The sequence below is a fragment of the Mycobacterium sp. JS623 genome (genome assembly GCF_000328565.1).
Taxonomy (GTDB): Bacteria; Actinomycetota; Actinomycetes; order Mycobacteriales; family Mycobacteriaceae; genus Mycobacterium.
This window is the reverse complement of sequence record NC_019966.1, coordinates 4466014-4487499: the sequence shown is the minus strand read 5'-3', so window position 1 is coordinate 4487499 and position 21486 is coordinate 4466014. Positions and strand designations below refer to the sequence as shown.

Sequence of the window (21486 nt, the reverse complement as noted above, 5' to 3'; positions counted from 1 at the left end):
TATGCGGTCAGGCGGGCTTAGTTGGCGGATCCCATGACGGATCGCCCAACTTGGCGCGGATCGCGCCCCACGGATCGGCGTACTGCCCCGGTGCTTTCCAATACACCGAGCGACGCTTCATCACCTCGCGAACGAGCGGCGCGAGCAACCGGCCCCAGTACCGCATGAACCAGAACTTCGCGGACAACTCGGACATCATGTCGGGCCACGAGTGATGCTGGAACTGCAACACTTCCTGTGCCCGTGTCGGATCCATCCAGTCGGTGACGAACCAGTCCTTGTCGCTGTTGGGGTCTCCTCGCCGCCCTGGCGGAATGGCTCCCGGCATGCCGAGCGCTGACACCAGGGCGGGCGCCAGGTCTCCATAGCAGTGCCGGTGGGAGTCGTCGCCCGCGATCAGCAAGATCTCCCCGACGGCGTCGGCGGTCGTCGCAGCGGCACATGCCCGCGCGACGTCGCGGACGTCGACGGTGTGCACCCGGTTATCGCTGGGCAGTGCGCTCTCGAAGAGCGTGGCATCGCCACTCAGCGGCATGGTCGACAAATCGGGCGTGAGCACACCGCCGAACCGCAGCACCACCCAGTCCAGTTTCGACGACCGCACGATTTCCTCCGCCTCGGCCTTGGTGCCGCTGTAAAGGTCGCAGGGCCGCATCGGGTCGTCGGCCGTCAGGGGCGCGGTGGTGCGGTGCGGATTGCGCGGGCCGAACACCGCGTTGCTCGATCCCAGTACGAGGCGCGGTGGACTGGGTTGTCCTTCAGCGATGCGGACCAGGGTCGCCGTTGCCTCGACGTTGACGCGACGCGCGAGCTTGGCATTGCGGTAGATCAGCGGCGGGATGATCGCGGCGAGGTGGATGATCGCGCAGGGTGCGACCTCGGACACGAGGCGCTGAACTTGCCCGGCATCCGTGAGGTCCGTCCAGCGGGCCGCCACACCAGGCGGGAGCGCATTTGCCTTCTTGACGTTGGCAGGCGTTTCGAGGTCGGCTATCACTACGTCGCGGCCGTCGGCAGCAAGTCGCCGCACCGTCGCGGAGCCGACCAGACCGAAGCCGCCCGTGACCAGCACTATGTCGGACATACTGCTCCTGCCTGCGGATATGCCATTCTCTTTTTCTGAGAGTATCATACTCTGATTCTGGGGGAACTATGCAGGGAACAGGCTAACTATGAGCAGCAACGGGGTGGACAAGCCGGAAATCGCCAAGTGGGATCCCGGGTTCACCCGGCAGCTCACCAGTCGGGTGGGCCCACTTATCAAGCGGTATTTCCGGGCCGAGGTGCGCGGCCTGGAGTCCATTCCCCAAGCTGGCGGCGCCCTGGTGGTGTCGAACCACTCCGGCGGCATGTTCACTCCGGACGTGCTGATCTTCGCGCCGGCGTTCTACGAGAAGTTCGGCTTCGATCGGCCGGTCTACACCCTCGCGCATTGGGGTGTGTTCATGGCCAATATCGGCGATTGGCTGCACCGCGCCGGGGTCATCGAGGCGAGCCGCGAGAACGCCGCAAAGGCGCTGCGTGAGGGCGCGATCGTGCTGGTGTTTCCCGGTGGGGACTACGACGCCTACCGCCCGACGATGACCGAGAACGTTATCGACTTCGGTGGCCGAACTGGGTACGTGCGGACCGCGATCGAGTCGGGGGTGCCGATTGTGCCTGTGGTGTCGATCGGTGCTCAAGAGACCCAATTGTTCATTGCCCGTGGGGATTCGATCGCCAGAAGGCTAGGGCTCAAGCGGCTGCGCGCGGAAATCCTACCGATCAGCTTCGGCTTCCCATTCGGGTTGTCGGCAATCCTTCCGCCGAACATCCCGCTGCCCTCGAAGATCGTCACGCGCGTGCTCGAACCAATCGACATCACCGCCGAATTCGGTGAGGACCCCGACGTCGACGAGGTCGACCTTCACGTTCGCGCCACGATGCAGAAAGCGCTCGACGAACTTGCGTCTGAACGTCGCTACCCGGTATTGGGCTAGCCCGCGGTCGCGGGCGCCATCGCCGTCCCGACGGCGGTCGCTTCCGAAAGCCCGCATGCCCGCCGAATCTCGCCGAACGCATGAATCATTGCGTCTGTCGCCTCGTGCGTGTCCTTGAAGGTGCGATCGTCGGACAGCACCGCGATGTCAAGCTGGTCGACGTAGCTCCAGACGGTCATGTTGAACGCGCTGCCCGCGGAAAGCACACCGACGGAATAGATTTCACTGACCGGCGCGCCGCCGATGTGACCGCGCTGTCGCGGACCCGGCACATTCGACACCGCGACGTTCATGATCTTGTTGCGCGCCGCCCGTTTCGATTGCCACCGGAACAATGCGGGCGTCAACGGCGGTGGCAAGTACTCCATCATCTCGCCGTGCAGGTGCGGACCGAATAGTTCGTTGTCCTCCTTGGCGCGGTTGGCGGCAACTGCTGTCAGCCGCACTCGTTCCAGCGGATCGTCGAGGTGCACGGGCAGAGACACCGCCAGACCGCTGATCTCGTTGCCGGTGATACGGTCCGCCGATCGGTCAGTGCTGACGGGGACGGATGCCAGGATGGGCCGATCCGCACGTCCGTCGTAGCGCAGCAGCAGCTCGCGCAGACCGCCAGCGGCCATCGACAGCACGACATCGTTGAACGTGACACCGAGGTGCTTAGCGGTGTCCTTGATTTCGGCAAGCGACAGCGTTGCCGTCGCGAATGTCCTTACGGGGGACACGATGTGGTTGAGGAATGTTGGCGGTGTTTTGAACATCTTGGCCATACCGTCGTCGTCCCCGCGCTCGCGCGCCTTGCGCATGACTCGTGTCGCGCCACGCACCGCGTCGCGCGTCAGGCGGGGCAACGCGACGATGTGTTGGACGTGATCGCGGCCCGCGGCGCGCAGCAAGTCGACCTTCGTCGGACGGTCGCAGGTGGGGTAGTCGTCGCGCTCGTCCTGCGCCGAACCGGCCAGGTCCATCAGCCGGGCCAGCAAGTTCGCCGACGCGACACCGTCGGCAAGCGTGTGATGCACCTTGCCGATCAGCGCGAAGCGGTCGTCGGCCATCCCTTCGGCGAAATGAAATTCCCACAGTGGCCGGCTGCGGTCCAGCGGCGTGCTGGCGATCTCGCCGATCACCCCGTCGAGTTCACGCCGCCCGCCCGGATCAGGCACCCGGACGCGTCGCAGGTGGTAGTCGAGGTCGACCGGGCAGTCCTCGAGCCACATCGGGTGGTGCAGCTTCCACGGTATGTCGACCAGCTGGTAGCGAAGCGGATCGAGCAGGTGCAGCCGCCGGGCGATGGTCCGCCGGAACACGTCGAACGTGAACTCACCGGCGAAATCGGCAGTGTGCACGATCGCCACCTTGAGCGTGTGCGTGTGCAGATTCGGCGTCTCGCTATACAGCAGCATGGCGTCCATGCCGTTGAGTCGCTTCACGTTCCACCCCCGGGCTCCATCGAAGCACTACTGCTCCGACGATCCGGGGAGTTTCGAGCCAACGGACTATTTGAGGCAGCTGCCGCCGTCGACGGGCAGTGTGACGCCGGTGATGTAGCGGGCTTCGTCGGAGGCCAGGAACAGCACGGCGTTGGCGATGTCCTCAGGTTCGACCCAGCCGATGGGCAGGGTGTGCATCAGTTGCCCGACAACCTTCATGTCATCGGGGCCCGGGTTCTCCAGATCGGGGCGGAACAACTTCATCGTGCCCTCGTTCATGAACAGCGGAGTATTGACGTTGGTCGGGTGCACGGAGTTGACGCGAATGTTCTGCGCGCCGAGTTCGACGGCGAAGGTCCGCATCAGGCCCACCACACCGTGTTTGGCCGCAACGTAGTGACCGGTGTGTGGGTAGGCCTTCAGGCCGCCCACCGAACTGGTCAGAATGATCGAGCCGCCGCGGCCGCCGGCCAGAATGTGGGGGACACCGGCCTTGACGGTCTTCCACACCCCACCGAGGTTGATGTCGATCATCGCGGTCCAGTCGGTTTCGCTGGTCTTGTCCAGCGTCTGGCCACCGTTGCCGATGCCGGCGTTCGCGACGATGATGTCCAGGCGGCCCAGTTGCTCGACGCCGGTGTCGACGGCGGCCTTGAGCCCGTCGTAATCGCGCACGTCGACCTCGGCGGTGTAGATGCGCCGGTTGTGGCCCTTGACCAGATCCGCGGTCTCGGCCAGATCTTCCGGGGTCGAGGCCGCGATCAGGTCGACGGTGTCGATCTTCTTACAGATGTCGACGGCAATGATGTCGGCACCTTCAGACGCCAGTCGCACCGCATGCGCCCGGCCCTGGCCGCGCGCCGCACCGGTGATGAAAGCGACCTTGCCCTCAACACGTCCAGTCATTGACAACTCCAATTCATCGTTAGTGGAAGGTTTTCACGGAATCAACGTGGGCATGGATTCCCACCCGCGGACCGCGGTGGTCTGGGACGGACGTGCGTTCGGCCAGTCGACCTCCCACGTCGGGAATCGCTTGAGGATTTCCTCGAGCGCGATGCGGCCCTCGAGGCGCGCCAGCGCATTGCCCATGCAGAAGTGCGTTCCCGCACCGAACGTCATGTGCGAGTGCGGTTCTCGGTGAATGTCGAACACGTCGCCGCTCGGTGGGAAGCGGCGGTGGTCGCGGTTGGCGGCGCCGACAAGCATGAGCATCGCGGAGCCTTCGGGCACGGTCTGTCCGTAGTAGTCGACGTCGCGGGTGACGTATCGGGCGATCTGCAGTGCGGGCGGTTCCCAGCGCAGGATCTCCTCGATGGCCTGCGGGATCAGCGCGGGGTCCTCGGCCAGTTCCTTACGCTGATCGGGGTTTTCGGCCAACGTCTTGCCTGCCCAGCCGATCAGCCGGGTGGTGGTTTCCGAGCCCGCGGTGGCCACCACCGTCAGGTACATGAGCAGTTCGTCCCGGCTGAGTCGGCGCATGGTGCCGGTCTCGTCGGTGAACTCGACATTGAGCAGGTCGGTCATGATGTCGTCGGACGGGTGCTCGGTGCGGTAGTCGATGAACTCGGCGAACACCTCGCCCGTCGCCAGCAGGTTGACTTCCTTGCTCTGCAGTGTGGCTTCGCCGTGGTCGGTCACTCGGCGTTGATCTTCTTCCGGAATGCCCAATAGCATGCCGATCACCCGCATCGGCATCTGTTCGCCGAGGTCGTTGACGAAGTCGAATCGGCCGGTGCCCACCAGCGGGTCAAGGCAGCGCGCGGTGAACTCGCGGATCTGGGGTTCCAGGGCGAGCACCTTGCGCGGCGTGAACATCCGCGACAGCAGATTGCGGTGGATGTTGTGAATCGGCGGGTCCTCGAAAATCAGTGTGCCGGGCGGGATCTCCATGCCGGACTTGATGATCTCGAGCAGTGCGCCGCGTCCTGAGATGAACGTTTCGTGGTCGATCACGGCCTTGTTCACGTCGTCGAAACGACTCAACGCGTAGAAGTCGTGCTTGTCGTTGTAGTACAGCGGCGCTTCCTCGCGCATGCGGGCGAACACCGGATACGGGTTCATGTTGAGCTCGACGCTGTACGGGTCGTAGTACAACTCGTCCGCCGTCGCGGCATGCTGCACGCCGGAATTCTCCGCACTGATCGTCAAGGTGTTGCCTCTCGCTGAACCAGGGGATGCGTAAGACATATGGGCTGCATTTGTCTCACAACTCTGGCATCGGCGGGGCGTGGGTGTCAATAAGAGACTCGTTTTTGCAACTTAAGCTCTCTGTTTAGAAGAATGGGATTCTCATGACAGTGTCGCCACGACCTGTGGAAGGTCCAACGTCGTATGAACGCCAGGGCCTGCCGCGCAGACAAGGGGCACGGCGTTGACGGCACGGTTGGCCGTGTATGCCGGCGAGACGTCAGCCATGCGGTCCAGCGGGATGGGCACCCGGAGCATGACCTCCAACGGGGCGTCGCCGTCGAGCGACACATGCCAACCCGTCTCTCGGCTCGCCTTCGCGAGCTCGCCACTTGCTTCCACCGAGTCGAGCGGCAGCCCGATCGCGTCGGCGACCAACTGCAGGGACGGCCCGAAACTGGGACGCGAGTGGTCGGCGCGAAACTGTTCGAACGGCCCCGCTTCGCGGCCGAACCCCATCAGGGGGCGGAGAAGATCCGGCGAATTCCGTTGGGACAGATCGGCATACTCGTCGATCGCGAGTGCGGTCAGCTGACGTTGAATCGAGGTGAGCACTAGGGGGACGGCCTCGGTGATGAAACCCGGGCTGCTTCCCGTGCTGTGCACCGACGCGCCGCCGAGCTCGCAGGCCGCTTCGACCGTCGCACGCATCTCGGGGTCCATCGAAGGCGGATAGTGAAAGGCCCCACACGTCGTCACGACGTTGATGCCCGCGGAGAGCAATCGGCACAGCTCGTCGAGCCTGAGGACGTTCGGCATGTACAGGACACAATCGGGGCCTAGCTCGATGATGTCGCAAGGGATTTGGGGGCATTGAGCTCAATTCGGGAAACGCAGGAGGGCTTCTTGGGCGTAGGAGGCGACCAGGCTGCCGTCCTCGGTGAGGATGTCGCCGCGGCCGAAGCTGCGGCCGTGTGCCAGCAGCGGGCTGTGCTGCCGCAGCAGGAACCACGAGTCGGTGCGAAACGGTCGATGAAACCAGATGGTGTGGGACGTGACGGCGGAGGTGAACCACGTGCCATTGCCGCGGTGACTGACGCCGTCCATCGGTCGAAGCGCCGTACCGATGAGCGTGAGGTCGGTGCCGTACGCCGCGAGCGCGGGAGCGAGCCTCGGGTCGGCGGCGGGCGTGCGCATCCACACCTGGAACTCAGGGGGGCCGGTGGTGGTTGCGGTGAGGTCGACGGCGGCACGGGTTTCCCACGGGATCAGGTCGAGCGCGAATTGGTGCTCGGGGCCGAGAAGGGCGGGCACCTCGTCGACGGACTGGCGCTGTGGGCCGTCCTCTATGACATGCAGGCAGACCGACGAGGTCGCGATGACGCCGCGACTTTGCCGGGCGGTGATGGTGACAGTGGCGAAGGAGCGGCCTTCGTGCTGGCGAGTCGCGAGATAGTGGATCGGTTCGTCGGCGCGGCCTTCCCGCGCGAACACCGCGTGCTGGGATTTGACGGATTTATCCGGACAGATCGCCGACGCGATTTGGATGAACTGACCGAGGAGTTGCCCACCGAACACGCGGTGGTATTCCAGGCGTTGATTGCGGCCCTCGAACTCGGCGACGCCGTCTTCTGCGGTGTCCTCCGACGGCACCGAGCGAAGATCAAGGCATGCGAGCAGATCGGACCAGAGATCGGGCACGCACTGAGTGTAAGCCTGATTCTACGTCAGTGAGAACGTAATTCTCGCGCTAGCTGGCGGCGAATCCGTGGGAGCAGAAGTCCCATACTTCGTCCGCCGTAATGGGGTGTCCCGCGCCGTCTTCGGGCTCTCCGCTGTGCTGTGCGACGAACATCACGGTCTGCATCGTCATCGCGGCCATCCGCTTGGGATTGATGCCGGCGCGCAACTCGCCAGCCTCGCTGGCGGCCTCCATCAGCTCGGTGAGCAGGGCCAACAGTGGTGCATGCGCAACGTTGACCTCCGTGGGATGGGAGACAAGTAGCCGTGGCGCGAAGTCTGTGAACAGCGGCCGCTTCGCCGTCGGGTCTGGTCGCGAGGACTCGAACAGCAGCTGGACAGCGACTTTGAGGCGTTCGAGGGGGTCTTTCTGGCCGTCCGTCGCGGCCCGGATCTGGTCGGCGGAGCGGCTCAGCGCGTCCTCGAACAGGGCGAGCAAAAGCTCGTGTTTACCATCAAACTGCAGGTAGAAGCTTCGTAGCGACTGGCGCGACCGGTCGACGACCTCTTGGACCGTGAAGTCCGTGCTGCCCTTCTCGATGATGATCGCCTGCGCGGCGTCGAGGAACCGCTGAACGCGCTGTGCGGCCCGGAGTTTCGCTGTCTTGATCGATCGCTCGACCGCGCGTTGCTTCCAGGCGGGTTCTTCGCTGGGACTGGTCACCGGCGGCTCGGATCCAGGCCGATTAGGGAGAACATGCACTGACTGTACCGGAGAACGCCTTGCCATTGCGGTCCTCGACCCCCTCGCGGTTCACGTGTCAGAGATTGTAACTTTCTCATCATGAGAATAGTATTCTCATTTTGTAGATAACAGAAGTCTTTCGATTTTTCTCCCCAGGAGCGCCGTGCAGCTGACCTTCGACGCTGACGTCGAGGCCTTCCGCGCGGAGTTCGTGGCGTTCCTGGACGAGCATCTGCCAAGCGACTCAGAGGCCCTGGACCGATCTCACTCCAGCAGCGACGTCCCCGAGTGGGCGCGGCGTTGGCAGCGGCTGATGTTCGAGCACGGCTGGCTGTGCCCGGGCTATCCACCCGAATTCGGCGGCCGCAACGCCACCATCCTGCAGCAGTACGTGCATCAAGTGGAACTCACCCGAAGAGGCGCCTACCTCACGTTCAACCCGCAAGGCGTTGGCATCATCGCGGCGTCGCTGATCTCATTCGGAACGCCGGAGCAACAGCAGAAGTGGGCCATCCCGATCCTGCGTGCGGACATCACGGCCTCGCTGGGCATGAGCGAGCCGGGCGCCGGCTCGGATCTGGCGTCCCTGCGCACCAGGGCCGAGCTGGACGGTGACCACTTCGTGGTCAACGGTCAGAAGGTGTGGACGTCGGGCGCCCACGACGCCGACGTCTTACTGACTTTTGTTCGTACTGATCCAAACGCCCCCAAGCACAAGGGCATCAGCGTGTTGCTGATCCCAACCGATGCGCCCGGAGTGGTGCGCAGGCCGTTCGCGTCCGTATGCGACCGCGAAGATCTCGATTTCAACGAGGTGTTCTTCAACGATGTGCGGGTGCCAGCCGAGAACTTGGTCGGACCGCTCAACGAGGGCTGGCGCGTGGCGAACGGCTCGCTTGGCCATGAGCGAAACATGTTGTGGCTGAGCTACGCCGACCGACTGCAGGAGTTTGTCGAGGACTTTCACCCACGCACCGTGCTCGACCGCGACCGCTACGCCAGGCTGGTGATGGACAACCAGGCGCTTCGCCTGATGGGCTCGACGGCGTTGGCCGCGGCGTCACGTGGTGATGAGGATCCATCGGCTATGTCGGTGCTCAAGCTCTTCGGGTCGGAGGCGTCCCAGGCAGCCGCCGAGCACGCGCTGGCAGCAGCGGGCCCCGACGCGATGGCACATCCGACCTTTTCCGGCCCGTACAGCGCTGTCCATCTCGACGTGTACCGCACAGGGTGGTTCGAGCGCTACGTTCGCTCGTTCGGCGGCACCATCGCCGGCGGAACTTCGGAAATCCAGCGAAACATCATTGCCCAGCGAGTGCTGGGCTTACCCCGAAATTGAGGAACGACCGTGTACATCGACTATGAAGTCGCCGACCGCATCGGCACCATCACGCTGAACCGTCCCGAGGCCGCCAACGCGCAGAACCCCGAACTGCTCGACGAGCTCGACGCCGCGTGGACCCGCGCCGCCGAGGATCCCGAGGTATCGGTGATCGTCTTGCGGGCCAACGGAAAACACTTCTCCGCGGGCCACGATTTGCGTGGCGGCGGGCCGGTGCCCGCCAAGATCACGCTTGATTTCATCATTCAGCACGAGGCCAAGCGGTACCTCGAATACACCCTGCGGTGGCGTAATGTGCCGAAGCCTTCGATCGCCGCGGTGCAGGGCCGGTGTATCTCGGGCGGGTTGCTGCTGTGCTGGCCTTGCGACCTGATCATCGCCGCTGACGACGCCCAGTTCTCCGACCCGGTCGTGCTGATGGGCATTGGGGGAGTCGAATACCACGGCCACACATGGGAATTGGGTCCGCGCAAGGCCAAGGAAATCCTGTTCACCGGTCGGGCGATGACCGCCGAAGAGGTGCTCAGCACCGGCATGGTCAACCGGGTCGTGCCGCGCGACTCGCTGGACTCGGAGACTCGAGCCTTGGCTGAGCAGATCGCCAAGATGCCGCCGTTCGCTTTGCGTCAGGCCAAGCGTGCCGTCAACCAGACCCTCGATGTGCAGGGGTTCTACGCGGCCATTCAGTCGGTGTTCGACATCCACCAGACCGGCCACGGTAACGCGCTGAGCGTCAGCGGCTGGCCGGTGTTGGTGAACCTCGACGAGATGAAGGCCAACATCAAGTAGCACTCGACGCGGCGCGAGCGTGCGCAAAATGCCGCATTTTGCCGGCGTGTCGTGTGCAGACACGCACGCTCGCGGTAGTTGGAGTTAGGTAGTTAGAGCTGGGCGAGGCGTGGGGCCGAGCCGCGTGCCCGCAGGCCTGCTCCAGCTTTCCGCGTGAGTTCCCTTGAGCTGCCGAGCAATCCGTCGAGCACCAGGACTCGCTTCACGTGCTGCTGCAGGTCGTGCTCCTCGGTAAAGCCGATACCGCCCAGCACCTGCTGACAATGCTTGGCCGCGGTCAGCGCGGCCTTGCCCGCGGCGGCCTTGGCGAGCAGTGCGGTCAGGTCAGGGCTGTCTGTCCCTGTCAGGCCCAGCGTGGCCTCGGCGCCCTCGATCGCCACCAACGTCTCGGCCAACCGGTGCCGAACCGCCTGGAAGCTCGCGATCGGTCGGCCGAATTGCACTCGGTCCAACGCATGCTGACGCGCTAGGGCCAACATCGCCCTGGAGGCGCCGACCAGCCACCAGCCAACGGCTACGCGCGCCTCGGCGACTCGGATCGGATAGCCTTCGTCCTCCCGGCGAAGTGGCAGTCCGCCTAGCGTCGTCGATTCAGCACCACCCGCGCGGTCCCACACCACCCACGTGCTGCCGGCATACGGCAGCGGCAATTCGACGGTGTCGCCAATGGTATTGCCCGTCGCGTGCAGCACTACGTCGACGAGAATCGAAGCGTGCGAGCCTGTTTCACCCAGCAGTCGGAACACCATCGGTACCGCGATGTCAGGCATGTCGGACAGCATCTCTGCCCAACCGAGCTCGGTGAGCGCCGCGTCGAGCTCAGGACCGGAGGCGGACAGCATCGTCTTGCGCAGTCCGTCTTGGAGTAAGCCGAGTGACTGTTGATCCATGCGTCACTCCTTCCCGAGGTCCAGCAGCCGTCGGGCGATGATGTTGCGCTGCACTTCGGCCGTGCCGCCATAGATGGTGGCCGCACGCGAGTACAGGTATTCGGTACGCCACGGAGTGTCGTCGAGTTCGACGGCGCCCGGCAGCAGATCCCGCGCGGTGTCGTACAGCCGTTGTTCGGCACCGGCGAGCAACACTTTGTCGATCGAGGTGTCCGGGCCCAGCTTCTGGCCGTCCCCGAGGCGGTGCTGGGTGGCGCGTGACCGGCAGCGCAACGTGTGCAGCGCCAGATATACCTCGCCCATATCCGAATCCACCGCTTGCCCTTGACCTTTGACCTCATCGATCAGCGCGTCGAAGCGCGAGTACAGGTATGCGATGCGCTGCCAGAAGCACGTCGAGCGTTCGTAGGGCAGCAGGTCCATCGCCAGTCGCCAGCCGTCGCCGGGCTTGCCAAGCATCCGGTCGGCGGACACCTCGACATCGTCGAAGTAGACCTCGCAGAACTCGTCGACGTCGTGCATGGTGCGCAGCGGCCGCACCGTGACTCCCGCCGAGTCCAGGTCAACGAAGAACGCGGTGATCGCCTCGTGGTTGGGGGTGTCCGGCCCGCCCGTGCGGGTGAGCAGGATGCATCGGCTCGCGTACTGCGCGAAGCTGGTCCACACCTTCTGCCCGTTGATGATCCACTTGTCGCCTTGCTGCACAGCCCGAGTCGTCAACGACGCGAGATCACTTCCCGAGCCTGGTTCGGAGAAGCCCTGGCACCAGGATTCCTCGCCGGACAGCAGCTTTGGCATCATCTCGGCGGCGAGCGCGGGTCGCGCGTAGTCGATCATGGTCGGGGTCAGCACATCGAGCATCGAATAGGGCCCTGGATGGTCGATTCCGCGGCCGACGATCTCTTCGCCGACGATCGCGCGCAGGATGTCCGGACCGCCAAGACCGCCCGCTGACTCCGGCCATCCGTAGCGCATCCAACCCGCGTCGTATAGCGCCTTCAGCACGCGCAGATGCTGCGCTTGGTGCGCATCGAGCGACGAGTCTCCTGGCGGGGGCGTCAGATCGTTCTCGTCGAGCCAGGCCCGCAGTGCGGTGCGGAAGGCGGCAGGTTCGAACAGATCCGTCATCCGGCCTCCGGAGCCGCTCCGGCGGGGACATCGCCATCGGGCCTCCCGACCGCGTGGGGCCGACCCGAATCGTGCTCACCGCTGCGCCGAATGAACGTCATGGCACGGGTTTTCAGCCGCCATCCGCCGTCGGTGCGGACATACGTGTCGTTGTAGTAGCCGATGCGCATATCGTGCTTGGAATGCTCGATGAAGCACAGCGGCTGTGTCCCCGTCGCGGCGTCCGGATTGTCGGGGTCGAGGGTGACCAGTGACGTGCCAGTCATGAACAGGCCCTTGGGTGCCGCGTCGACGAGTTCGGGGAAGCGGTTCAGCGTGTAGGTCGACCCGAATGCGCTGTAGGTGCCGTCCGGAGTGAACACCGAGATCAGGCCATCGATGTCGCCCTGGGTGATGGTGACCGCGTATTTCGCCAGGAGCTGGTGGATCTCGACCAGATCTTCAGTGCGCGTCATGTCGGAAGACCTTACCGCCCTTCATTACAAAATTAACGTTTCGTGTAACGGTAACATCCGCCAATGGATCGCCCGGTACCGCGATGATGTCGGCGAGATAGCCCTCGGCGATCCGGCCCAGATCGGGTTTGTTGATCAGATCCGCTGCGACGACGGTGGCCGCACGCAACACCGCCGCCGGCGGCATGCCCCACTCGACCAGCGTGACCAGTTCATCGGCGTTGCGGCCGTGCGGGATCGCCGGTGCGTCGGTACCGACGGCGATTTTGACGCCGGCCTCGTATGCGGCCTTGATCGACGTCCGCGCCTTGGGGAACATCTCGGCGGCCTTGTCCTGCAACTCTTTCGGAGCTTTGGACACGTCCATCGCTTCGGCCAGCCGCCGAGTGGTCACGAGGAATCGATCGTTGTCGACCATCATCTTGATGGCCTCATCATCCATCAGGAAGCCGTGCTCGATGCAGTCGATGCCGCACTCAATGGCGTGCTTGACCGCTTCCGCGCCGTGCGTATGCGCAGCCACGCGAAGCCCCCGTCGGTGCGCCTCGTCGACGATGGCCCGAAGTTCTTCATCCGAATAGTGCTGTGCGCCAGCCTCTCCGGTCAGCGACATGACGCCGCCGGAGCAGCACACCTTGATCAGCTGCGCGCCGTGCTTGATCTGATAGCGCACTGCCTTGCGGATCTCGTCGACACCGTTGGCGATGCCCTCCTCGATGGTCAGCTCGAGCACGCCCGGCATGAACGCGGCGAACATGGTCGGGTCCAGGTGTCCGCCGGTCGGTGTGATTGCGTGGCCTGCGGGAATCACCCGCGGTCCCTCGATCCATCCTGCGTCGATCGCCTTGCCCAGTGCGACGTCGAGTAGGTAACCGCCTGTCTTGACGAACAATCCAAGGTTGCGCACTGTGGTGAACCCCGCGCGCAGCGTGCGGCGGGCGTTGCCGACCGCGCGCAGCACCCGCGTTGGGGGATCGTCCTGCACCTGGGACAGGCCCGGGTTCTCTCCGCGGCCGCCCATGAGGAGGTTGACCTCCATGTCCATCAGCCCGGGCAGCAGGATGGAGTCCCGGAGATCGATAACGTCTCCCTCGGGTTCGCCGCCAAGACCGACGATGCGGTCGTCTTCGACCCGGACGATTCCCGGCCGGACGATCTCGCCGGCTTCGACGTCAACTAGACCCGCTGCTTTGAGGGTCGGCACGGTTAGACCACCGGCTCCTTTGTGCATTGGATATACGCGGCGCCGCTGTCGAGCACACGCGGCTGCTTCCATACCTCAATTGGGAACGACACGTTGACCAATGACTGCATCATGTGAATGAGAGCCTTTGCGTCCTCGGGCATTCCGTCCAGGGGGAATCGTGAGTCGCAGTATTCCATGACGGCTTCGAGGCGGGGGAACGCGGCGTCATAGAACTCTTGCATCTCGGCCATGGTTGAGGAGAGCCGCTTTTGGTAGCGATCCTCCTCATGGGGCAGGCACCAGTCGGAGAACCGTTCCAGGTCGGCGAACTCGGCAGGGAGCTTAGACATCGATGTTCTCCTTCTTGAACTTCTCCACATAGTCGCCGGCCGTCTTGTGTAGGTGCCGGAGCAAGATCTCCTGATCGCACAACGGGAAGTCGGTGACCACCTTGGTGCCAATCATCGTCTGAGTGGCTTCCAGCGTGTTGGCGTCCTGGAACGCGTACTCCTTGAACGTCACCGCCGCGAGCTCGTGGGCGAGCCGTTCACGGGTGTCGGTGGCAGGCACGAAGTACAGCGTGCACTCGAAGATGTGCTTGTCCACGTCGGTCGGCCAGTAGTGATATGTGAGGTACCAACCTGGCGCCCAGAACAGCAGCGTGAAGTTGGGGAAGAACTCGAAAGAGTCGGTGCCCCAGCTGTCGTAGCGGCCCGGGTTGATGGCGGGCGGCAATTCCTCGGGGAGGATGCCCTTGATTTTCGGGCGATCCCACGGTCCGAACAAGCCGCTGTGCAGGACCCGCTCGATCGGCTTGACCATGTTGAGATCCTTGGGCGGCGACATCCCGCCCCAGGACGAGATCATCGCGTGATCGCCCTTGATGTCGTAACTCAGTGCCTCGAAGCCGATCCCGAGCAGCTTGTCGGCTTCCTCCTTGGTCGCCTGCTTCTGGTGCAGCACCGGTGCGTGGTAGAACTCGGTGAATGCATCGATGAACAGCTTCCAGTTCGCATTGACTTCCGCACGATACGTGTAGGTCTCGGTCATCTCGTGGAACGGATAGCCCTCGAGGCCCTTCGCAAAGTCGCCGAGATAATCGACCAGCGGCTCGGCGTCATTGTCGAAGTTGATGAAGATGAACCCTTCCCAAACCTCGCAACGCACCGGCACAAGACCGAACTTCGCCTTGTCCAGGTCGAAGAACTCGTCCTCCTGCTGAACGAAGGTCAGGTCGCCCTTGAGGCTGTAGCGCCAGGCGTGGTACTTGCACGTGAACTGACGGCACGAGCCCGAAACCTCTTCGCCCGGGTAGTCGTTCCACACCAATTTGTTTCCGCGGTGGCGGCACATGTTGTAGAACGCGCGGACCTGCTCGTCGGTGTCCTTGACGATGATCACCGACGTCCCCGCGCCGACCGACGGCATCTCTCTGGTGAAATAGCTGCCCTTGCGCGGCAATCGTTCCACCCGCCCGACGTTCAGCCACAGTTTCTTGAAGATCGCCTGCTGCTCGAGCTTGTAGTGCTCGGGGTCGATCGAGTCGGTGTAATCGACTGGCGCAGTGCCGAGTTCTGGCCAATTTTCGGTCCAGCTTCCGGCGGCCGGCTTCGGAAAATGTCCCACTGTTTACTACCTCTCTGAGTTCGTTTCGGAGTCGGGTTCTACGCCGAATGTGTTGATGGCCATGGCAAGTGCGCCATAGCAGCCGATCGTGAAGACGAGATCCATGCACTGGCGCTCGTCGAGGTGCTCGGTCAGGACCGCCCAGGTCTCGTCGGCCACCACGGACTTGTCCTGGAGTTCGTCGACGGCGTGAATGATCGCGCGGTCGAGATCGTCGATTGCCTCACCGCGTTGAATGCCGTCGATGTTCTCTTCGGTGAGTCCGGCCTCGAGGCCCATCCGCACATGGTGACGCCACTCGTATTCCGACTGAGCACGGTGGGCGACTCGCAGCACAGCCAGTTCGCGAAGCCGCGGCGGCAGCGTTGACGAATACAGCAGATGGTTGTTGAAGCGCAGGAAGGCGCGCGTCAGCTTCGGGTGACGGACGAGTGTGGCGAGCAGGTTGCCGGACGCCTGCGGGTTGCGCCGCTCTTCGGGCAGCGAGGAGAGCGCGTGGTCGACGGCGTCGTCCCACTGGTCTGCAGGCAGCGGCGGCACCCGCACGGGTGGTCTCCTCTCACTCACGAGAATCAGGTTCTCATATTTCGCCAATAGGTTTCCACTTTTCCGACATTTGGTCAATGCCAGACCGCAGACGTGCCGGTCACAGCCGTGCCCGCAAGGAGGCAACGGTGCTGCCTGGAGGCCATGACGCCGGTAACGGACATTGATTCTCGCGGAATGAGAAGGTAGTTTCCTCAGATAGAGAACATCACTGGTCCAATGACGCCCCGGCGTCGAGGAGGAGTCGAGGCATGAATAAAGACGACATGATCCTGATCAGCGTTGATGATCACGTTGTCGAGCCGCCGGACATGTTCAAGAACCATCTGCAGAAGAAGTACTTGGACGAAGCGCCGCGGTTGGTGCACAACCCCGATGGCAGCGACACCTGGCAGTTCCGTGATGTGGTGATCCCCAATGTCGCGTTGAACGCCGTAGCCGGCCGACCCAAAGAGGAATACGGCCTGGAACCGCAGGGCCTCGACGAGATCAGGCCGGGCTGCTGGCAGGTCGACGAACGCGTCAAGGACATGAACGCAGGCGGCATTCTCGGCTCCATCTGCTTCCCGTCGTTCCCGGGCTTCGCGGGTCGGCTGTTCGCGACGGAGGATCCTGAGTTCTCATTGGCGTTGCTGCAGGCCTACAACGACTGGCATGTCGAGGAGTGGTGCGGGGCATATCCGGCCCGGTTCATTCCGATGTGTCTGCCCGTGATCTGGGATGCCGAGGCCTGCGCGAAAGAGGTGCGCCGCAATGCCGAGCGGGGTGTGCATGCGCTGACTTTCACCGAGAACCCCGCGGCAATGGGATATCCGAGCTTCCACGACGAGTACTGGACGCCGTTGTGGGAGGCGCTCGTCGACACCGACACCGTGATGAACGTGCACATCGGTTCGTCGGGCCGGTTGGCGATCACTGCCCCGGATGCGCCGATGGACGTGATGATCACTCTGCAACCGATGAACATCGTGCAGGCCGCCGCGGATCTGTTGTGGTCCAAGCCGATCAAGAAGTACCCGGATCTCAAGATCGCCCTGTCCGAGGGCGGCACCGGCTGGATTCCCTACTTCTTGGAGCGGGCCGACCGCACGTATGAGATGCACTCGACCTGGACGGGTCAGGACTTCAAGGGCAAGTTGCCCAGTGAGGTGTTCCGCGAGCACTTCCTGACCTGCTTCATCTCCGATCACGTTGGCGTCAAACTGCGCAATGACATCGGCATCTACAACATCTGCTGGGAAGCCGACTACCCGCACAGCGACAGCATGTGGCCGGGGGCGCCCGAGCAACTGCATGAGGTGCTCGAGAAGAACGACGTGCCCGACGACGAGGTCAACAAAATAACCTTCGAGAACGCGATGCGCTGGTACCACTGGGATCCGTTCACCCACATCCCGAAGGAGCAGGCGACGGTTGGCGCGCTGCGCAAGGCGGCCGAGGGCCACGACGTCTCCATCCAGGCGCTGTCCAAGCACGAACACGGCGGCGCGAACTTCGCGGACTTCGCCGCGAATGCCAAGGAGTTGACGGGCAATAAGGACTAGGTCGTAGCTTTAAGGGTGAAGTGCGCCGGTGCGGACGGACCGTTCACGCACCGGCGTACTGCTATGTGACTTGAGGAGGGGCATCGTGCCCGGCGGGATGAGTTTCGAGCTGACCGAGGATCAGGAGCTGATCCGCAAGTCCGTCGCCGAGTTGGCTGGCAAGTTCGACGATCACTATTGGATGACCAAGGATCAGGCGCACGAGTTCCCGCAGGAGTTCTACGACGCCATCGCCAAGGGCGGCTGGCTGGGCATGACGATCCCGGAGGAGTACGGCGGTCATGGCCTGGGCATCACCGAGGCGACGCTGCTGCTCGAGGAGGTCGCGCGCTCGGGCGCGGCGATGAACGGCGCCAGCGCCATCCACTTGTCGATCTTCGGGATGCAGCCGGTGGTCAAGCACGGGTCCGAGGAGCTCAAGAAGGCCACATTGCCTCGGATCGTGAACGGCGATCTGCACGTGTGTTTCGGTGTCACCGAACCCGGTGCGGGCCTGGACACTTCGCGCATCACCACGTTCGCCAAGCGCGAGGGCGACCACTACCGCGTCAACGGCCGCAAGGTCTGGATTTCCAAGGCGTTGGAGTCGGAGAAAATTCTACTGCTGACCCGCACCACGCCGTATGACGAGGTGACCAAGAAGACCGACGGCATGACGCTGTTTTTGACCGACCTGAACCGCGACCACGTCGATATCCGCCCGATCAACAAGATGGGCCGAAATGCGGTGAGCTCCAACGAGGTGTTCATCGACGACCTGATGGTGCCGGTGTCCGATCGCGTCGGCGAAGAGGGCAAGGGCTTCAAATACATCCTCGACGGGCTCAACCCCGAACGGATGCTGATCGCCGCCGAGGCGTTGGGCATCGGCAGGGTGGCACTCGAGAAGGCCGTCAGGTACGGCAACGAGCGTGTGGTGTTCAACCGGCCGATCGGCATGAACCAGGGCCTGCAATTCCCGTTGGCCGATTCGCTGGCCCGACTGGATGCCGCGGAGTTGGTGTTGCGCAAGGCGACCTGGTTGTACGACAACGGCAAACCCTGTGGGCGCGAGGCGAATACCGCCAAGTACCTGTGCGCCGACGCCGGTTTCGGAGCTGCCGACCGGGCGCTGCAGCTACACGGCGGAATGGGTTATTCCGAGGAGTACCACGTGTCGCGGTACTTCCGCGAGTCGCGCCTGATGAAGATCGCGCCGGTCAGCCAGGAGATGATCCTGAACTTCCTCGGCGAACACGTGCTCGGAATGCCCAGGAGCTATTGATGATCAACTATTTCGACCTGACCGGCCGCTCGGCGCTGGTGACCGGCGCCGCGGGCGGAATCGGTTCGGCCGTCGCCACAGCGCTCGCGGAGGCGGGCGCAGCTGTGCTCGTCACCGACCTCGACAAGGACGGCGCCGCCGCTGTGGCCGAACGTATTTCGGGCGCGGGTGGCAGGGCAGAATCCGCGGCGCTCGACGTGTCGGATCGCGACTTCGCGGATGCGGCGGCCGCACAGGCGGCCGCACTCGCTGACGGCGCGCTGCACATCGTGATCAACAACGCGGGCGTCACCAAGCCTGCGATGTTCGACAAGACCACGCAGGAGTCGTTCCGGCTGCTGTTCGACATTCACGTGATGGGCGCATTCAACGTCACTCAGGCTGCCCTGCAGTACATCCCGACCGACGGGACCGGACGCATCATCAACGTGACGTCGGCCGCCGGTCTCACCGGAACGCTCGGCCAGGTCAACTACTCGGCGGCCAAGGCCGGCATCATCGGCTTCACCAAATCGCTGGCGCGTGAGTTGGCGACCAAGAACATCAACGTCAACGCGCTGGCCCCGCTGGCGGCCACACCGATGACCGAAACCATCCGCACCAACGAAAAATTCGCGGCGAACATGATGAACCGCATCCCGATGAAGCGCTGGGCCGACCCGGCGGAGATCGCAGGAGCGTTCGTCTTCATGGCGTCGAACGCCGCGTCGTACATCACCGGGCAGGTGCTGCCGGTCGACGGCGGAATGGTGATGTGAACGCCCCTCTTGCCGGTGTCACCGTCGTCGCCATGGAACAGGCCGTGGCCGCGCCGATGTGCACGCGCGTCCTCGCCGATCTCGGTGCGCGCGTCATCAAGGTGGAGAACCCCAACGGTGGCGACTTCGCCCGCGACTACGACGACGTGGTCAACGGCCCCGGCGGACTCGCCGCGCACTTCGTCTGGTGCAACCGCGGCAAGGAGTCGGTCACGCTGAATACCAAGTCACCGAGGGGTATGGACATCCTGCACCGGCTGCTCGATCGCGCCGATGCGTTCGTGTCGAACCTCGCACCGGGGTCCACGGCCCGGATGGGCATCGCCGCTGCCGACCTGGCGCACAGCCACCCCAACGTCATTCCCGTCGAGATCGACGGTTACGGACCGGGCGGTCCGATATCGCACAAGCGCGCGTATGACCTGCTGGTACAGGCGGAATCGGGATCATGCGCGATCACGGGCTACCCGGGCATGCCCGCCAAGCCCGGGCCGGCCATGGCGGACTTCTCCACCGGCCTGTACGCCGCGATCTCGATCCTGGCGTTGCTGGTCGGGCGTGGTAATCGCCCGGCCGGGGCCGCGCCGTCCGTCGAACTCAGCCTCTTCGACGTGATGACCGACGTCATGGGCTATGCGCTGACCTACACCCAGCACTCGGGCATTGACCAGGAACCGCTCGGCGTCGGCTCGCCCGCCGTGGCACCCTACGGCGCGTTTCGCACCCGCGACGGCCATACGGTGGTGCTCGGAACCACGAACGACCGCGAATGGCAAAGGGTGGCAAGGGAAATCATCGATCGCCCGGACCTCGCTGATGACCCGCGGTTCGCCACCAACCCGGGGCGCTGCGCGCATCGCGACATTCTCGACGAAGCCATCGGGTCGTGGTGTGCCCAGCACGACCTGGCCTACATTCAGAAGACCGCCGACGACGCGGGCATCGGCAACTCGCGATACAACGTTCCGAGCGAAGTCGTGGTCCACCCGCACCTGACTGCACGTGACCGCTGGCGCACCATCGGCACCTCCAAGGGCGATATTCCGTCGCTGCTCCCGCCGCCCGTCATCGCCGGATACGATCCGCCGATGGGGGCAGTGCCCGGGTTGGGCCAACACACCGATGCGGTTCTCGGTGAGCTGGGGCTCGGCGAGCAGGAGATCGCCACGTTGCGCGATCGTGGCGTGATCGGGCCGGCGTATCCGTGACCGTAGAACAGGTGCTGCTGTCGAGCGACGACGACGGCGTCCGGACACTGACCTTGAACCGGCCCGACCGCAAGAACGCGATCAACCCGCAGCTGTGGCATGAACTGGCCGACGCGCTGCGCGCCACCGCCCGCGACGACGTGCGCGCCCTGGTGATCACCGGCGCGGGCGGCGCCTTCTGTTCGGGTGCAGACATCTCTGTCCCCGAGGACATTCACCCGAGGCACAAGCTGCGCAGGCTCACCGACGTCGCGCAGGCGCTGCACGAGCTGGCCATCCCCACCATCGCAAAGGTGACCGGCGTGGCCGTCGGTGCGGGCTGGAACCTGGCGCTGGGCTGCGACTTCGTGGTCGCGACACCCGAATCGCGCTTCTGCCAAGTCTTTTCGAAGCGCGGGCTGTCGGTGGACCTTGGCGGATCGTGGCTGCTTCCCAAGCTGGTCGGACTGCAGCAGGCCAAACGTCTGGTGCTGCTGGCCGACATGATCGACGCCGAGGAAGCGCAGTCGCTGGGCTTGGCCACCTGGGTGAAACCGGCCGACGAGATCGATCAGTTCGTCGCCGACCTGGCTGGCCGGCTCGCGGCAGGCCCGCCCGTCGCGCTGGCGCACAGCAAGGCGCTGCTCAACGACGGGGCCGACGCCACCCTGCGCCAGGCGCTCGCAAATGAGGCCCGCGCGCAACCCGGCAACTTCGCCACCGCAGACTCAATAGAGGCGTACGCGGCGTTCGCCGAGAAGCGCGACCCCGCATTCACCGGTCGATGGGCCGTACCGAGATCGGAGTGAG

Annotated in this window: 22 protein-coding genes; 8 read left to right on the top strand and 14 right to left on the bottom strand. The window is 64.1% G+C overall.

The genetic code is table 11. The features are described from left to right. Positions 1 to 7 precede the first annotated feature (7 nt). Positions 8 to 1084 carry an NAD-dependent epimerase/dehydratase family protein gene (locus MYCSM_RS21920; protein WP_015308360.1) on the bottom strand — a complete coding sequence of 359 codons (1077 nt, stop codon included), beginning with the start codon at positions 1082 to 1084 and terminating at the stop codon, positions 8 to 10. 88 nt (positions 1085 to 1172) lie between these two features. Here MYCSM_RS21920 and MYCSM_RS21915 point away from each other — a divergent pair, with 88 nt between their 5' ends. Continuing rightward, complete coding sequence (locus tag MYCSM_RS21915) at positions 1173 to 1979, top strand: lysophospholipid acyltransferase family protein (protein WP_015308359.1); 807 nt, start codon at positions 1173 to 1175, stop codon at positions 1977 to 1979. On the opposite strand, the gene MYCSM_RS21910 is transcribed toward MYCSM_RS21915, so the two are convergent. From MYCSM_RS21910 to MYCSM_RS21885, 6 genes are all read right to left on the bottom strand, one after another. Next, on the bottom strand, positions 1976 to 3406 hold the full coding sequence (locus MYCSM_RS21910; RefSeq protein WP_015308358.1) for a WS/DGAT/MGAT family O-acyltransferase: 1431 nt from the start codon (positions 3404 to 3406) through the stop codon (positions 1976 to 1978). The genes MYCSM_RS21915 and MYCSM_RS21910 overlap by 4 nt on opposite strands. Positions 3407 to 3472: 66 nt before the next feature. Next, positions 3473 to 4312 carry a mycofactocin-coupled SDR family oxidoreductase gene (locus tag MYCSM_RS21905; protein ID WP_015308357.1) on the bottom strand — a complete coding sequence of 280 codons (840 nt, stop codon included), beginning with the start codon at positions 4310 to 4312 and terminating at the stop codon, positions 3473 to 3475. Between the two features lie 33 nt (positions 4313 to 4345). After that, complete coding sequence (locus MYCSM_RS21900; protein WP_232425826.1) at positions 4346 to 5470, bottom strand: cytochrome P450; 1125 nt, start codon at positions 5468 to 5470, stop codon at positions 4346 to 4348. 228 nt (positions 5471 to 5698) lie between these two features. Continuing rightward, positions 5699 to 6355: a hypothetical protein gene (locus MYCSM_RS21895; protein ID WP_051073796.1), complete on the bottom strand. Its 657-nt coding sequence runs from the start codon at positions 6353 to 6355 to the stop codon at positions 5699 to 5701. A 60-nt stretch (positions 6356 to 6415) separates the two neighbouring features. After that, entirely contained in the window at positions 6416 to 7237 is an 822-nt protein-coding gene (locus MYCSM_RS21890; protein WP_015308355.1) for an acyl-CoA thioesterase, read from the bottom strand. A gap of 49 nt (positions 7238 to 7286) precedes the next feature. Further along, complete coding sequence (locus MYCSM_RS21885) at positions 7287 to 7940, bottom strand: TetR/AcrR family transcriptional regulator (protein ID WP_198344964.1); 654 nt, start codon at positions 7938 to 7940, stop codon at positions 7287 to 7289. A gap of 184 nt (positions 7941 to 8124) precedes the next feature. Between MYCSM_RS21885 and MYCSM_RS21880 the strand changes: the two genes are divergently transcribed. Both MYCSM_RS21880 and MYCSM_RS21875 read left to right on the top strand, forming a co-directional pair. Continuing rightward, the gene (locus MYCSM_RS21880; protein ID WP_015308353.1) at positions 8125 to 9300 is read left to right on the top strand and encodes an acyl-CoA dehydrogenase family protein; all 1176 of its coding nucleotides are present in this window, start codon (positions 8125 to 8127) and stop codon (positions 9298 to 9300) included. Between the two features lie 9 nt (positions 9301 to 9309). Continuing rightward, the gene (locus tag MYCSM_RS21875; RefSeq protein ID WP_015308352.1) at positions 9310 to 10092 is read left to right on the top strand and encodes an enoyl-CoA hydratase; all 783 of its coding nucleotides are present in this window, start codon (positions 9310 to 9312) and stop codon (positions 10090 to 10092) included. Positions 10093 to 10184: 92 nt separating this feature from the next. Here the strand turns inward: MYCSM_RS21875 and MYCSM_RS21870 are convergent, their stop codons facing one another. Genes MYCSM_RS21870 through MYCSM_RS21840 form a run of 7 tightly spaced genes read right to left on the bottom strand, consistent with a single transcriptional unit; the run spans position 10185 to position 15923 of the window. Continuing rightward, positions 10185 to 10982 (bottom strand): acyl-CoA dehydrogenase family protein, encoded by a 798-nt coding sequence (locus MYCSM_RS21870; protein WP_015308351.1) that lies wholly within the window; start codon positions 10980 to 10982, stop codon positions 10185 to 10187. Between the two features lie 3 nt (positions 10983 to 10985). Beyond that, positions 10986 to 12110: an acyl-CoA dehydrogenase family protein gene (locus MYCSM_RS21865; RefSeq protein ID WP_015308350.1), complete on the bottom strand. Its 1125-nt coding sequence runs from the start codon at positions 12108 to 12110 to the stop codon at positions 10986 to 10988. Then, a complete protein-coding gene (locus MYCSM_RS21860; protein WP_015308349.1) occupies positions 12107 to 12565 on the bottom strand; it encodes a nuclear transport factor 2 family protein in 459 nt (152 codons plus the stop codon). The genes MYCSM_RS21865 and MYCSM_RS21860 overlap by 4 nt, the downstream gene beginning before the upstream one ends. Beyond that, a complete protein-coding gene (locus MYCSM_RS21855; RefSeq protein WP_041312528.1) occupies positions 12552 to 13769 on the bottom strand; it encodes a metal-dependent hydrolase family protein in 1218 nt (405 codons plus the stop codon). The genes MYCSM_RS21860 and MYCSM_RS21855 overlap by 14 nt, the downstream gene beginning before the upstream one ends. A 2-nt stretch (positions 13770 to 13771) precedes the next feature. After that, positions 13772 to 14101 carry a hypothetical protein gene (locus tag MYCSM_RS21850; RefSeq protein WP_015308347.1) on the bottom strand — a complete coding sequence of 110 codons (330 nt, stop codon included), beginning with the start codon at positions 14099 to 14101 and terminating at the stop codon, positions 13772 to 13774. After that, complete coding sequence (locus MYCSM_RS21845; RefSeq protein WP_015308346.1) at positions 14094 to 15377, bottom strand: aromatic ring-hydroxylating oxygenase subunit alpha; 1284 nt, start codon at positions 15375 to 15377, stop codon at positions 14094 to 14096. The genes MYCSM_RS21850 and MYCSM_RS21845 overlap by 8 nt, the downstream gene beginning before the upstream one ends. A 6-nt stretch (positions 15378 to 15383) precedes the next feature. Then, positions 15384 to 15923, bottom strand: a complete 540-nt coding sequence (locus MYCSM_RS21840) for a carboxymuconolactone decarboxylase family protein (protein WP_015308345.1) — start codon at positions 15921 to 15923, stop codon at positions 15384 to 15386. A 251-nt stretch (positions 15924 to 16174) separates the two neighbouring features. Here MYCSM_RS21840 and MYCSM_RS21835 point away from each other — a divergent pair, with 251 nt between their 5' ends. From MYCSM_RS21835 to MYCSM_RS21815, 5 genes are all read left to right on the top strand, one after another. Next, on the top strand, positions 16175 to 17467 hold the full coding sequence (locus MYCSM_RS21835; RefSeq protein WP_015308344.1) for an amidohydrolase family protein: 1293 nt from the start codon (positions 16175 to 16177) through the stop codon (positions 17465 to 17467). A gap of 97 nt (positions 17468 to 17564) precedes the next feature. Beyond that, positions 17565 to 18731, top strand: coding sequence for an acyl-CoA dehydrogenase family protein (locus tag MYCSM_RS21830; protein WP_041312526.1), 1167 nt, complete (start codon positions 17565 to 17567; stop codon positions 18729 to 18731). Then, positions 18731 to 19489, top strand: coding sequence for an SDR family NAD(P)-dependent oxidoreductase (locus tag MYCSM_RS21825; protein ID WP_015308342.1), 759 nt, complete (start codon positions 18731 to 18733; stop codon positions 19487 to 19489). The genes MYCSM_RS21830 and MYCSM_RS21825 overlap by 1 nt, the downstream gene beginning before the upstream one ends. Then, positions 19486 to 20697, top strand: a complete 1212-nt coding sequence (locus MYCSM_RS21820; RefSeq protein WP_015308341.1) for a CaiB/BaiF CoA transferase family protein — start codon at positions 19486 to 19488, stop codon at positions 20695 to 20697. Before MYCSM_RS21825 ends, MYCSM_RS21820 begins: the two co-directional genes overlap by 4 nt. Next, positions 20694 to 21485 carry an enoyl-CoA hydratase/isomerase family protein gene (locus MYCSM_RS21815; RefSeq protein WP_015308340.1) on the top strand — a complete coding sequence of 264 codons (792 nt, stop codon included), beginning with the start codon at positions 20694 to 20696 and terminating at the stop codon, positions 21483 to 21485. The genes MYCSM_RS21820 and MYCSM_RS21815 overlap by 4 nt, the downstream gene beginning before the upstream one ends. Position 21486: the final 1 nt, after the last annotated feature.

Coding starts and splice junctions, on each gene's coding strand:
- MYCSM_RS21920 (WP_015308360.1), bottom strand. CDS start 1,084: ATGTCCGACATAGTGCTGGTCACGGGCGGCTTCGGTCTGGTCGGCTCC.
- MYCSM_RS21915 (WP_015308359.1), top strand. CDS start 1,173: ATGAGCAGCAACGGGGTGGACAAGCCGGAAATCGCCAAGTGGGATCCC.
- MYCSM_RS21905 (WP_015308357.1), bottom strand. CDS start 4,312: ATGACTGGACGTGTTGAGGGCAAGGTCGCTTTCATCACCGGTGCGGCG.
- MYCSM_RS21900 (WP_232425826.1), bottom strand. CDS start 5,470: ATGAACCCGTATCCGGTGTTCGCCCGCATGCGCGAGGAAGCGCCGCTG.
- MYCSM_RS21895 (WP_051073796.1), bottom strand. CDS start 6,355: ATGCCGAACGTCCTCAGGCTCGACGAGCTGTGCCGATTGCTCTCCGCG.
- MYCSM_RS21870 (WP_015308351.1), bottom strand. CDS start 10,982: ATGGATCAACAGTCACTCGGCTTACTCCAAGACGGACTGCGCAAGACG.
- MYCSM_RS21865 (WP_015308350.1), bottom strand. CDS start 12,110: ATGACGGATCTGTTCGAACCTGCCGCCTTCCGCACCGCACTGCGGGCC.
- MYCSM_RS21860 (WP_015308349.1), bottom strand. CDS start 12,565: ATGACGCGCACTGAAGATCTGGTCGAGATCCACCAGCTCCTGGCGAAA.
- MYCSM_RS21850 (WP_015308347.1), bottom strand. CDS start 14,101: ATGTCTAAGCTCCCTGCCGAGTTCGCCGACCTGGAACGGTTCTCCGAC.
- MYCSM_RS21835 (WP_015308344.1), top strand. CDS start 16,175: ATGAATAAAGACGACATGATCCTGATCAGCGTTGATGATCACGTTGTC.
- MYCSM_RS21830 (WP_041312526.1), top strand. CDS start 17,565: ATGAGTTTCGAGCTGACCGAGGATCAGGAGCTGATCCGCAAGTCCGTC.
- MYCSM_RS21825 (WP_015308342.1), top strand. CDS start 18,731: ATGATCAACTATTTCGACCTGACCGGCCGCTCGGCGCTGGTGACCGGC.